Origin of the sequence: Methylophaga sp. UBA4204 (assembly GCF_002379485.1) — a bacterium.
Lineage (GTDB): Bacteria > Pseudomonadota > Gammaproteobacteria > Nitrosococcales > Methylophagaceae > Methylophaga.
Map to the genome: position 1 here is coordinate 19,166 of NZ_DFTU01000033.1, position 13,031 is coordinate 32,196.

At 44.3% G+C, this 13,031-nt stretch carries 12 protein-coding genes; 11 read left to right on the plus strand and 1 reads right to left on the minus strand.

Annotation, left to right across the window (positions count from 1 at the left end):
* The 8 genes from B3182_RS04285 to B3182_RS04320 all read left to right on the plus strand — a co-directional run.
* Positions 1 to 1,275, plus strand: a 1,275-nt coding sequence (locus tag B3182_RS04285; protein ID WP_292751671.1) for an ABC transporter permease subunit, incomplete at its 5' end; no start/stop codon positions are given.
* Positions 1,268 to 2,464, plus strand: coding sequence for an ABC transporter permease (locus B3182_RS04290; RefSeq protein WP_292353433.1), 1,197 nt, complete (start codon positions 1,268 to 1,270; stop codon positions 2,462 to 2,464). The genes B3182_RS04285 and B3182_RS04290, both read left to right, overlap by 8 nt.
* Entirely contained in the window at positions 2,461 to 4,113 is a 1,653-nt protein-coding gene (locus tag B3182_RS04295) for an ABC transporter ATP-binding protein (protein WP_292751674.1), read from the plus strand. Before B3182_RS04290 ends, B3182_RS04295 begins: the two co-directional genes overlap by 4 nt.
* A gap of 105 nt (positions 4,114 to 4,218) precedes the next feature.
* Positions 4,219 to 4,758 carry a glutathione peroxidase gene (locus B3182_RS04300; protein ID WP_292411252.1) on the plus strand — a complete coding sequence of 180 codons (540 nt, stop codon included), beginning with the start codon at positions 4,219 to 4,221 and terminating at the stop codon, positions 4,756 to 4,758.
* A gap of 363 nt (positions 4,759 to 5,121) precedes the next feature.
* On the plus strand, positions 5,122 to 6,912 hold the full coding sequence (locus B3182_RS04305) for a sensor domain-containing diguanylate cyclase (RefSeq protein ID WP_292411251.1): 1,791 nt from the start codon (positions 5,122 to 5,124) through the stop codon (positions 6,910 to 6,912).
* A 275-nt stretch (positions 6,913 to 7,187) separates the two neighbouring features.
* Positions 7,188 to 7,619, plus strand: a complete 432-nt coding sequence (locus tag B3182_RS04310; RefSeq protein WP_292353437.1) for a CBS domain-containing protein — start codon at positions 7,188 to 7,190, stop codon at positions 7,617 to 7,619.
* A gap of 20 nt (positions 7,620 to 7,639) precedes the next feature.
* Positions 7,640 to 8,095 (plus strand): DUF892 family protein, encoded by a 456-nt coding sequence (locus tag B3182_RS04315; RefSeq protein ID WP_292353438.1) that lies wholly within the window; start codon positions 7,640 to 7,642, stop codon positions 8,093 to 8,095.
* Positions 8,096 to 8,217: 122 nt separating this feature from the next.
* Positions 8,218 to 8,889: a flavodoxin family protein gene (locus B3182_RS04320; RefSeq protein WP_292353439.1), complete on the plus strand. Its 672-nt coding sequence runs from the start codon at positions 8,218 to 8,220 to the stop codon at positions 8,887 to 8,889.
* Positions 8,890 to 8,915: 26 nt separating this feature from the next.
* On the opposite strand, the gene B3182_RS04325 is transcribed toward B3182_RS04320, so the two are convergent.
* Complete coding sequence (locus tag B3182_RS04325; protein WP_292353440.1) at positions 8,916 to 9,911, minus strand: potassium channel family protein; 996 nt, start codon at positions 9,909 to 9,911, stop codon at positions 8,916 to 8,918.
* Positions 9,912 to 10,491: 580 nt separating this feature from the next.
* Here B3182_RS04325 and B3182_RS04330 point away from each other — a divergent pair.
* The 3 genes from B3182_RS04330 to B3182_RS04340 form a co-directional block, all read left to right on the plus strand.
* Entirely contained in the window at positions 10,492 to 11,115 is a 624-nt protein-coding gene (locus B3182_RS04330; RefSeq protein ID WP_292751677.1) for a sigma-70 family RNA polymerase sigma factor, read from the plus strand.
* Positions 11,116 to 11,134: 19 nt separating this feature from the next.
* Complete coding sequence (locus B3182_RS04335; protein ID WP_292353442.1) at positions 11,135 to 12,106, plus strand: FecR domain-containing protein; 972 nt, start codon at positions 11,135 to 11,137, stop codon at positions 12,104 to 12,106.
* 435 nt (positions 12,107 to 12,541) lie between these two features.
* On the plus strand, positions 12,542 to 13,031 hold a 490-nt coding region (locus tag B3182_RS04340; RefSeq protein WP_292751680.1), incomplete at its 3' end, for an STN domain-containing protein.

Here is a 13,031-nt window from a genome sequence, read left to right on the forward strand (position 1 = left end):
CAGTCGCTGGTTGATGGCATGGAACTGGAACCGCAAAGCCGTCAGGCCCTGGAAGACTATTACAACAAATTGTATGGTCTGGACCAGCCCGCCCCGGTGCAATATGTCCGTTGGTTAAATAATATTTCACCGATTGGTTTTGAAAGATTAGCTGATGGTAGCTTTGGTGAGTTTTCATTGTGGAAAGGTCCTGATCTCGGCACCAGCTTTCGTTATGGCAGACCAGTCACCGATATGATTGCTGAACGACTACCAATCACCTTGTTACTCAATCTGATTTCAATACCACTGATTTATGCTCTGGCAATCGGTATCGGCGTACAAGCCGCTCGCCAACGGGGAGGACGATTCGATGTCACCTCCAATATTTTCCTGCTCGGCTTATGGTCAGTACCGAGTATGCTGGCTGGTGTTTTGTTTATCGGCTTTTTTGCTTCAGAGCAATATTGGCGCTGGTTCCCAACCGGGGGTTTGATGCGCCGCGAAACGGCGGATCAAACATTCCTTCCATTATTTAGCAGCTTTGGCGATGTGTTTATTACCGTGTTGTGTGTGGCATTGATAACGGTTGCTTTGATCAGTGCTGCAGTAAGTTTTTCATTAAAAAAGCGGCAGTATGCCGGGGTCATTGTGGGGGCTCTGCTAGGGTATGCAATGGCGTTTAACCTGCATGGTCAAGCTTTTGGGGTGTTGCATCTATTTTTGATTCCATCCATGGCTTTATTGTTCAGGTTACTGGCTGGGCTGAATAATATTGCATTGAGAATTATCGTAGCCGGAACCTTTGGAATAGGACTCGGATTAGCCATATCGCGATTACTCGGAGTGGACATTCTGCAAGGCGGCTATCTACTGGATCGGTTATGGCATCTGGTATTGCCTGTTATCGCACTTTCATATGGTGGTCTGGCCTTTCTTGCCAAGTTGACGCGTTCATCTTTATTGGAAAACCTAGCCGCTGATTATGCCCGCACGGCAAGAGCGAAGGGAGTGGATGAAGAAACAGTATTATGGCGTCATGTCTTTAGAAACTCACTTTTGCCACTGATTACAGTATCGGCCACTTTATTGCCCAGTTTGTTAGCGGGGTCAGTCATAGTGGAAAGCATTTTCAGTATCGATGGGATGGGCAAATTGGCAGTTGAAGCGGTGCAGACCCGTGATCGTGAGCTGGTGTTATCGGTCACATTGATTTCCGGTCTGCTGACATTAGTCGGCTATTTACTGGCTGATATTGCCTACGCAATTGTTGATCCGAGGGTCAGTTATGACTGAGCAAGTCGTCGATATTCCAGTCAAGCAACCGTCTAAATCCTGGACCCAACAGGTGGTTTCTTCACTGTTAAAACGCACCAGCGCCAAAATCGGTTTGGCCTGGATTGGGCTTTTAGTGTTAATCGCCACCTTTTCACCCTTTCTGGCAAGCAGTCACCCGCTTTACATAGTTGTGGACGGACAGGCTTCCAGCCCATTACTGCAACATATGGAACCACTGGACTGGGTCTGGTTGAGTGGTTTTTTCATAACCCTGGTGATTTCCGCCTTATCAATTGTTGCCTGGAAAAAGATTTTGTTGTGGGTTGCCAGCATTGCTGTGGTGTCATTTATTGCTTACTCGAGCGTAACACCGCCGGTACTGGTGGTATATGAGCATTACCGCGAAATGGAAGCTGCCGGTAAAGTCGACAATATCATTCGGGCACCGATTCCATATTCCGCTAAGGATTATCTGCGTGATTATGCCGACACCGGGATTGAGTCACCCTTATCAGTAAACGAACGTACCCATTGGATGGGTACTGACGAAAATGGGGCAGATGTAGCATCCCGAATGATCCATGCATCCCGTATTGCCTTGGGAATTGGTTTTATAGCTACCGGAATTGCCTTGGTTATCGGAACCATTATTGGTGGTCTGATGGGCTATTTTTCAGGCATTGTCGATATTATTGGCATGCGGCTGGTGGAAATTTTTGAAGCTATTCCAACCCTCTTTTTGTTGTTGTCATTCGTGGCGTTTTTTGGCCGTTCCATTTACATGATGATGGTGATTATTGGGATAACGGCCTGGTCGGGCTATGCACGTTATGTACGTGCCGAATTTCTCAAGCTTCGGCAGCAGGATTTTGTTCAAGCGGCCATCGCCAGTGGTTTACCGCTACGATCCATTTTATTTCGTCATATGTTGCCCAACGGGCTGGCTCCATTGCTGGTCGCGACCAGCTTTGGTGTTGCCTCTGCAATTCTGGCTGAAGCGACGCTAAGCTTTCTTGGTCTGGGTTTAGTCGATGATCCTTCATGGGGACAGTTGCTTAATCAGGCCGTGCAATCCTCGACCTTTAACTGGTGGTTAGCGGTTTTCCCGGGTGGTGCAATTTTTATGACGGTATTCGCCTATAACCTGTTGGGTGAATCATTGCGTGACGCCGTTGATCCCCATACCAATCGGGGGATGCAGTCATGACGTTACTGGAAGTTGAAAACCTGGTAACAGAGCTGGGTGAGGGCGATAACTGGTTACGGGCGGTTGATAATATCAGTCTGGCGGTTGAACCCGGCCAAACCTACTGTCTGGTCGGTGAATCCGGTAGCGGTAAATCTGTGACAGCGTTATCGATCATGGGATTATTACCGCATGGTCATTACCGGCATCCTGACGGCCATATTAGGTTAACGGATCCTCAGGGACAATTACCTGAAATAGCCTTACTCAATGCGGATGACGAAACGCTGCGATCAGTCCGTGGCAGTCGTATCGCGATGATATTTCAAGAGCCAATGACCTCACTTAATCCCGTGCAGACGATTGGCGAACAACTGGAAGAGGTATTGCTGATACACCGTCCCGAACTGGACGAAGAGGCACGTAAACAGAAAATTCTGGCAGCACTGGCAGAAGTCAGGATTCCGGACCCCGAAGGTCGGATTCGGGAGTATCCCCATCGGTTATCCGGTGGTCAACGCCAGCGGGTGATGATCGTGATGGCGCTGATTTGTGAACCGGCATTATTAATTGCGGATGAGCCGACCACTGCCCTTGATGTAACGGTCCAGGCTGAGATTCTCAAGCTGATGCGTGATTTACAGACCAAATATGGAATGGGCATGTTGTTTATTACCCATGATTTTGGCGTGGTTGCACAAATTGCTGATGTGGTCGGGGTGATGCGTAAAGGCAAACTGGTGGAAAGTGGTAAAACGGCAGATGTCTTACGTAATCCACAACATGAATATACCCAGAGCCTGATAGCCGCATTACCGGAACGGCTGATCAGACCAGACAGGCCGGTGAAACCAGAAAAAGTCTTATTGGAAGTCAAAGACGTCTCCGTATATTTTCCAGTGCGTCGCGGCTTAATGCGTCGGGTAGTCGATCATTTTCGTGCCGTTGAAAACGTTTCGCTGCAGGTCAATGCAGGAGAGGTTGTTGCTCTGGTAGGTGAGTCTGGTTGCGGTAAAACAACATTAGGGCGAGCCTTGTTACGTCTGCAGGAAGTGACATCCGGCAGTATATTTCTTGAAGGCCAGGATATCACCCAGGTATCTGCTAAAGCGATGCGGCCACTGCGAAGACGGATGCAGGTAGTGTTTCAGGATCCGGGGTCAAGTTTAAATCCACGTCTGCCGATTCATACCACGTTAATCGAACCGATGCGGGTTCATGGTATTGGCAGTAGCGATGCTGAACGCACCCAAATCGCAGCGCGGTTCTTGGACAGGGTTGAGATGCCAACCGATAGTCTATGGCGCTATCCACATGAGTTTTCCGGTGGTCAACGTCAACGTCTTGCCATTGCCAGAGCTTTAGTGTTGGAACCACGCTTTATATTGTGTGATGAAATAACATCAGCTCTTGACGTTTCCGTGCAGGCCGGTATTTTGCGGTTGTTAAGACAGCTGGTCGATGAAGAGGGTATTGGCATGTTGTTTATCACGCACAATATGGGCGTTGTGGATTATCTGGCCGATCGCATGGTGGTCATGCATAGAGCACAATTAGTAGAATCCGGTAATACCCAGGAAATCATGAAATCGCCACAGAATGAGCATACCAAAAACCTGCTGGATGCCGTGCCACGGTTAGATGACAACTATCTGGCTTCTGCCATTTAAAGCTGACAGATAATTAATTTAACGTTATATCAACTTTTTGTGGCCCCTAAGGTCTGCATAGATAACAAGCCCTAGGGTTTAACTTACTTCTAGCCAAAGGATTTTATGATGCGTTATGTCTTACTATTAATATCAAGTTTAATGCTTTCTTTCTCGGCTCAGGCAGCAGAGTCCTGTCCTGAATTTCTGGATTATGAATTGCCCAAACTGCATTCTAACGAAACAGTCAACCTCTGTAAAGTGGCCAATGGCAAGCCATTACTCATCGTTAATACCGCCAGTCACTGTGGTTATACGCGCCAGTTTGAAGGGCTGGAGGCCTTGCATCAGAAGTATCAAGAAAGTGGTTTGATGGTAGTGGGTTTTGCCAGTAATGATTTTAACCAGGAAGCAAAAGACGAAGCCGAAGCTGAGCGAGTTTGCCGGGAAAACTTTGGCGTGACCTTTATCATGATTGCTCCGAGTTTTGTAACGGGTCAGAAAGCCAATCCGGTGTTTCAGGAAATTAACCAGCAAAGCCAAGAACCTGGCTGGAATTTCAGTAAATACCTGATTAATGCCGACGGCAAAGTCGTTGCCGCTTTTCCCAGCAAAGTTAAACCAAGTGATAAACAGGTGACGGATGCCATTGAGTCATTGCTATAATTCAGACATTTACGATTAAAGAACCGAAGGCTTATTAAAAGTAGAAAATTATTTTTGATAAGCCTTTTTTTTATGCAAGTATGCAACGTATTTTGCTTTAGACGCTCATTAGACTTCACTCAATCTCATCAAATGTATCTACAGAGTGACAGTTTTCAGATGCGATTGAGTTTTTAGCCAGCGACTAAAAGCTATCATTCTTATTCCTAATCTAACCTCACCAAACAAATTGTATTAGACAATAGATTTTAACTTCTCAATCAACATAAATGTTTACTGGTTATTTTTTGAAACTGTGCGCAACTATCCGAATCACAAAGAGTTTTTAGTGTGTTTTCCCTATCAAGACGATATCCTTAAGATATGACAAAACATATCAACCAATTATTTTTTAACCGTACGCTTGTAGTCTTTATGCTGCTTGCTGTGTGGTTTATTGGTGCGATGAGTTTGCGTTATTTTTACCACCAACAAGTCTCTGGTTATAAAAATCCGATTAATGAGCAGATCAATCAGCGGGTCGGCATGTTATCGGTGTTACAAGCCGAGTTGATTGATAAAGAATTTTCTTTTGTAGGAGCAAACCTCAGACAGCTTGGCGCTATGAGTATTGAGGCACCGCAGCAAGTCGCTGCTTACGCTGAAAGACTCAAAAATCTAAATCCCACCATATGGCAGCTATATGTTGCCGATAGCAAAGGTGTAATTACATTTTCTACCAATCCCGGATCTCAACAGCCAATTTCGGTAAGGGATTATTTTACCGAACACATTCAAAACGAACACACCAGTTTTTTCATTTCCTCACCGAGGCAATCCATTATTCAAGAAAGTGCACTATCTATCATGATGAGCTATCCGATTCGGGATAGTGAAGATAAGTTTAGGGGAGTGGTGGTGGCGACCCTTAAAAATGAAGACCTGACTGCTCAGCTTGGAAGCATTACCAAGAACAAAAATATTTCTGCTGTATTGACCGATCAGTCCGGCAAACTCATCTGGTCATCCAGTATGTACGAAGGACTGCATAAAAGTGATATTTATAGTTTATGCAAAGATCATAAATATCTGGCCTCAACTGAGCTGGGTATTCATCGGGTTCAATTAGAGAACAATGCCCAGTGCGATTTTCAGTTTCTGGATAAATGGGGAATGTTCTCCATTGTCGCTGAAAATCGTGCGTCGGCCGATCAACTCATAAGACAATATGAACAACAGGTGGTGACGCGAAATATCATCATTTTGATAGTTTTCACGCTGTTATTAGTATTTTTAGGTAACCAACTGCTCAAACAGATTGAATCCAGAAAACTGTTAGCGGTGCTTAATCAGCGAAATAAAGCCATTATTGATGCGATGCCTGATTTACTGCTGACTATGCGGGTGGATGGCAAAATAATTGACCATGAAGTAGAAGATAGTTTTCCTTTATTGGTTGATGCCGATAAATTAAATGGCATGAATATCAAACAACTGCTGGACCCAGATCTGGTAGAGAGAAAACTCGCGTTGATGGCTGCCACAGTAAAGACGGGAGAACCGTCAACGATTGAATATCCATTGGTATTAAACGGCAAAGAATATTATTTTCTGGAACGTCTCACCGCCCTGGATGATAAACACGTACTGGCGTTTATTATTGATATTACCAGTAGAAGAGCGGCTGAAGTTAAGCTGGAATGGCAGGCCTTTCATGATGGATTGACTGGACTTCCCAACCGCCTAATGTTCTTTGAGTTTTTAAATAAACTGATACAGAACTATCGGCGTCATAAACGTGAATTTACCATCTTATTTATTGATTTAAATGGATTTAAAGAAATTAATGATAACTATGGTCATCATGTGGGGGATGAGATCCTTAAACATACCGCCAACCAACTCGGCAGCATCCTTCGTGAAACAGATACCGTAGCCAGACTGGGCGGTGACGAATTTGCAGTTTTATTACCCGAAACCTCACCAAGCCAGGCCCAACGGGTTATTAAATCCATTGTTGAAACTATTAAACAACCGCTAATTCATAATGATAAAAGCCTGTCGGTCACAGCGAGCATCGGTATGGCTGCCTGCCCACAGGATGCCACCTCGGCAGATGAGCTTTTAAATGCTGCAGATAAGCGGATGTATGACGTTAAGTTAACCGAACGATAATTCTGTTCTCAAACACCGATTCACTATTTTCTTTTTAATAGCCCCAGACTCCTTCCTTTTAGGTAATATTCCAATAAAAGCCCTGGTAAAAATTACTGCTGTTAAATGAAATTTTTATAGAGCTTGTTTTATATTTCCCCATCGTTTTTATCAGTTGACGTTATAAACCTTCCTTACTAAGCGCTTTTAGGCGCTCAGCAAAAGGTTGGCATATGCATTGCAAAAATTCCTGACAGATAGAGAAATCAAAACTCTCAATGCAAAGGAGATAAACCATGATGCATGTAAAAGAAATTATGAACACTGAAGTTACAACGATCTTGCCTTCGACGCTGGTTAGAGAAGCGGCTCAAATCATGCGAGACCAGGACATCGGCTTTCTGCTTATTGCTGATGACAATACCTTAGTCGGTACGATAACGGACAGAGATATTGTGACTCGCGGCGTATCTCAGGTGAATGATTTATCCGAGATTTCAGTTGATGAAGTGATGACTGTAAAAGTCCTTGCCTGCCATGAAGAAAATACCATTGAAGAAGTGGCTGTACTGATGAATGATGAACAGATTCAAAGAATGCCTGTATTCAATGATGAAAATACTTTGGTGGGCGTCGTCAGTATTGGCGATATGGCTCAACATTTAAATTCTGTCCAGGTAGGACAAGCCTTGAAGGGAATTAAAGAAGGCGTCCATACCACTCATTAATATTGAGTAAGGAAATTATCATGAGTGAAACCATGGAAAAAACAAATATTGTTGAGAAATTGAATGATCTTATAGAAATGGATTATGACGCTATTTCAGCTTATCAAGCCGCCATCGAGCGACTTGAAAATCCACAGTACAGAGATCAGTTAAATGTATTTATGCAGGATCATGAAAATCATATCGCCGTTCTCAGCCAGATAGTTTGCCAGGAGGGTGGTGCACCACCAGATAAGGGTGATTTGAAAAAAATCCTCACCAATGGCAGCGTACACATTGCTCAATTGGCAGGTGATGACGGTATTTTGAAGGCCATGCAGTTGAATGAAGTCATGACCAATAATCGCTATGAGGAAAATGTCCAAGAAGCTTTTCCTGAGCCAGTGAATTCAATTTTGCAAGATCATTTGGCAGATGAACGTCGTCATAAAGAATGGCTGGAAACAACACTTCATCATCTGCATGAGCCACATTAAACGCCTCACCAACGGGTGAGGGGACGCTTCTGTCTCTCACCCGATTTTCAAACAGTTCACTTCGCGACGTTGCTTCACGACCATTACCAGTAACGTTTTTAACTTACTATCAGGAGTACTTTATGAGTGCCACCGATTCCAACCATCAGTTAAAAGCTCTGTTTTTGAACTGCACGTTAAAACAGTCGCCAGCCACCTCAAATACGGATGCCTTTATTGATGTTGCCAGCAAAGTATTGAACGATCTGGAGGTCGAGACAGAAACCATAAGGGTGGTCGATTACCATGTAAGTTTTGGTAATACTTCGGATGAAAAAGGTGAGGATGAATGGCCAAAAATTCTCGAACGTATTTACGCTTCCGATATGCTGATTATCGCGACACCGATTTGGCGTGGCGATAGAAGTTCGGTGTCTAAAATGGTCGTTGAACGTATGGATGGCATTATGAGTGAAGGCAATAACAAAAATGGTCAATATCCCACTTTTAATAAAGTGGCTGGCGTCATGGTAGACGGTAATGAAGATGGTGCCAAAAAAGCCTCCGCCAGTATTATGCTGGACTTGTCCGAGCAAGGATTTACGCTACCGGTCAATGCGTTTACCTACTACGTTGGTGATGCCGGTCCGGGACCGAGTTATATAGAAGCCGGTGGCGATAAACACTTTTTTACCAATAATATGACCTTGCTAATGGTGCATAACATGGTGCAACTGGCACAAACACTCAAAGCCAATCCTTATCGTACAGATGTCATTGCTATTGGTGAAAAAGCCAAGCAGATGAGCGACTGACCATGAAGCTCAATGAAGTTGTTCAATTAAGCCGGGCTGACATCTGTCCATTCCCAGCCTTCATGTAAAACCAGTTTATGCAGTAATCTTCGACGCTCATTAAACTCTGCCATGCTGGATTCAAACGTCTTATCACTTTGCAATGTGAGGCCGGAGTGACTGAGAGGTGACAGAGAAGGAAGCGGCGGCACATCCGCCTCAATGTGGCTTAATGCTGAATGGCAACGAGTAAGATAAAGCTGAATGATTTTACGAATATTTAAGATGGTGGATTCTGCTGGCAATAATGATTTGTCAACTCCTGAAACCAGCAGGTTCAGTGCTTCATCCACTGTTGCCAGTTGTAATCCCAGAGAAAACTCTCGTTCGTAACTGTAAAAATAATCTAAAATCGGATAGGCCAAGCGATTTTCTGCACATTGGATTATCTCACCAGACACTAAATGGATGGTCGACTCAAGATCGCGGAAATCCTCTCCATTCCAGGCATTCAGCACCAGATTGGTCATATTGTCACCCAACAACGACAAATAAAAAGCCAGTTTGCGTCGGCTGATAACTCCGTTAAGTAATGGAATGGCATACGAAATCATCAAGGTGACGAGAATTAGCCCATTAAAAGCTGCCACACTGGTCAATATTCGTGAAATATCTCCCACCGGTCGTAGATCGCCGATGCCAAGTGTAGATAAGGTAAACCCCACAAAATAAAAATACCCCACCAGATTTGCCGGTTGCATATCCCCATCTTCAATTACACTGCCTGGCATTCCAATAAAGATTAAGCCCCAGCCCAGCCATAAACCACATAACCAAAACAGCACCAGCGTGATAATAGTCAATGTGCCGGTATGGGCGAGCACATTACGATTTCCCATTTTATAGGAAAGAGATCTCATCACCCATCGCAGCCCTACCGTTAAAGGACCTGCTAAAAAACCACTGCCACGAGTCGTTAACGTCGTCCAGACCGCATCAACCATAATAATAAAAACCAGTACGGCACCGATGAATGTCAGCATGTCATTTCCATAATAAAAAATCAGGGCTATGAAAGATCAACAGCCCCCGGTTAAGAATAATTGAAAAACTTTACGCAAAATTTGTACCCGGCGATTATTTGCGTTCAGAGAAGAGCAACCAATGGATGACCATTAACAAAGTATTTATTCAGTAGGTAATTTTTACCTGATTGCACGAAAATAATTCGTTAACCAACTTAGCTTCCAAATCGTTTATTTATTCTCATCACTCCATAGCAGTTTTACTCAAAGTACTTGAGCCAGTTGGAAGCTTTAAAGCTTTTGATAAGCGTCAACCGGTTTGGATAAAAGTAACGTGGACAACTCGTTACTGCTCCCTAAATACCAATTTATATTAAGAGAAGATATGGAGGTGATCATGGTAATTCCGTCTTTCATAAAAATAATGTTTAACGTCAAAGTCAGTGATGGCGCGGGATATATAGCGAAAACCAATAAATAAATCTTCCCTTATAACTTCAGGATTATTTCCTATATTTTTGACCCTCTTTACGTAGTAAATTGAAGCCCACTCTGTGATTCGCATCACAGACTTGGCCTACATGGTGGTGGTGGGAAATTGAGTCAGCTTCTCACTGCTACAGGCGGGCGAGCCTTTAAAAATTCGCTCAACATGTTTACTGGGAGAGGTCATTTGAGTACTGCCGCTTTATACCAAGAAGTAGATGTCTGTAATGTGAATACCATAACGCAAACAAGAGATTCACTGATTACAGAGCTTTATCAATCACATAATAGTTGGCTCATGGGATGGCTATGCAAAAAGCTGGGCTGCAGTTTTGATGCTGCCGACTTGATGCAAGATACTTTCTCCCGTGTCCTGCAAAAAGATGACCTGAGCAATATCAAAGAACCCCGAGCGTATCTCACCACCATCGCCCATGGTTTGATGGTCAATCATGTAAGACGCCGGGATATTGAAGCGGCCTACCTTGATGAAATTGCCAACTTACCTCAGGCAGAAGCGCCTTCACCCGAAACCATCAATATCATGATTGAAACGCTGACCAAAATTGATGAGATGCTGGATGGTTTGCCCAGCAAAATTCGCAATGCATTTTTATGGTTTCAGCTTGAAGGTCTTTCACATGCACAAATCGCTGAACGGTTATCGGTCTCTGTGAGCTCAGTTCGTCAGTACATCGCTAAGGCGTTATTACATTGCATTAACATGTCTTCCTAAACGGCTTGCACAGTTAAATATGGCAAATACCAATACCAAAGCTTTGCACGACGCGACGAACTGGTATGTACAATTAACTTCTGGCAGCGCAACAGAACAAGATCGCCAAGCCTGGAAAGAGTGGCTTAACGCCGATCCGGCCAACAAGCTCGCCTGGCAACAAGTCGAAGAAGTCACCAACTGTTTTATGGGGCTGAATACAAAAACCAGCATGGCTGTGCTGAATAGAAGGTATGTGGCCACACCTGCAATAAATGGAAGAAGGCAGTTTGTTAAAAACCTGGGTCTATTGTTAGCCGTCAGTTCAGCGGGCTGGCTGACTTATAAAGAAAAGCCCTGGTATCACTTTATGGCGGACTACTCCACAGCAAAAGGTGAGGTGCAAAAATTCAGATTGGATGATGGCTCCCGACTGGTTTTAAATACTGATACTAAAGTGTCGATTCACTTTGACGAACAAGTCAGAATCGTCAGACTGCTGCAGGGCGAGGTCTATGTTGAAACGGCACAAGAAACCAATCCTGTTTATCGTCCCTTTATCGTTCAGACCACGCATGGCACCGTGACTGCGTTAGGCACCCGGTTTAGTACCCGCATTTATAACAATCGCAGCTGCGTCAATGTATTTGAAGATGCTGTTGAAGTCAGACCGATTGATGGGCTCGGCGATAAAGTAGTGGTCAATGCCGGTGAAGAAGTGAAATTCACCTCCATGTTGTTCCAGCAAAAAATGTTGTTTGATATGTCAGCAGCTGATGCCTGGACCAAAGGTTTTATCATCGTTGATAACATGCCCCTGGCAAAAGTTATCGATCAATTATCACGATACCGGCGCGGCGTCGTGCGTTGTGATCCGGCGATTGCTGATTTAGAAATCTCCGGCGCTTTTCCAATCACCGATGTGGATGCTGCATTACTCAGTATCGCTAAAACACTTTCTATTCGTATTGAAAGTTTCACGCCCTATCTGGTTATGCTCAAACCCGCCTAAATGGAGGGTCTGTTGGTCTTTCAGAGCCACCACTGCTGGCGGCTATTTTTTTGTCCAACAAGGCGAAAATGATGCGATGTAGTTGTTCTACATAAATCATTTTCAACGCCGTAGGGCGGAAAAATAGCTCCAGCCCTTCGGGTTGAGGCTGAAAATGCACCACTCTTCGTTGCTCCTCGTTTATTTAGAATAACTACAAAAACGCCGGGAGCGTTTTTGAGCGTCAGCCCCGAAGGGGGGAGATACACGGATGTATCTCACAGACTGCTCTCCTCGCGCCTTGATTGGTACATTTTCAGTCACAACAGAGGCGGCTATGAAAGACCAATAGACCCTCGTATTCAAAAAATTCAAAAATAATTTCAAAAAAAATTGTCACTTTCCGATTTTCGATTGGCATAGCTAATAGAAGAACAAAATAAGATCGGAGAGAGAATGTTGAATTTGCACAATCCGGGCAAACTCTGCCTGAAGAAAAAGTTTTATCGTTATCTATCAGTAGCCTCACTGAGTATGGCTTCAACTATGTCGTTGAATCATATTGCAATGGCAGCAGATGAAACTGTGCAGGAAGCACCCAGAAAAAACTATTCCATCCCAGCGGGACCATTAAGTAAAGCGATCTCAGATTATGCCGCCGAAACCGGCGTGCGTTTAACCTTTGATCCCTCCATCGCCAAGGACAAACAAACCAAAGGCCTGGATGGCGAATATTCTGTCGATGAAGGCTTTAACCGTCTTTTAAGAGACAGCGGACTTGAAGCGATCGACGATCAAGCTGGTGGATATTTTCTAGTGCCAGCATTACCCGCTTTGGGCGAAGAAGCAACCTTGACACTGGAAAAGGTCAATGTTCGTGCACAACGTTTCTATGAGATTGGCCCAATGCCAGGTCTTGGACTCACCAAAGAAGAAATTCCCGGGA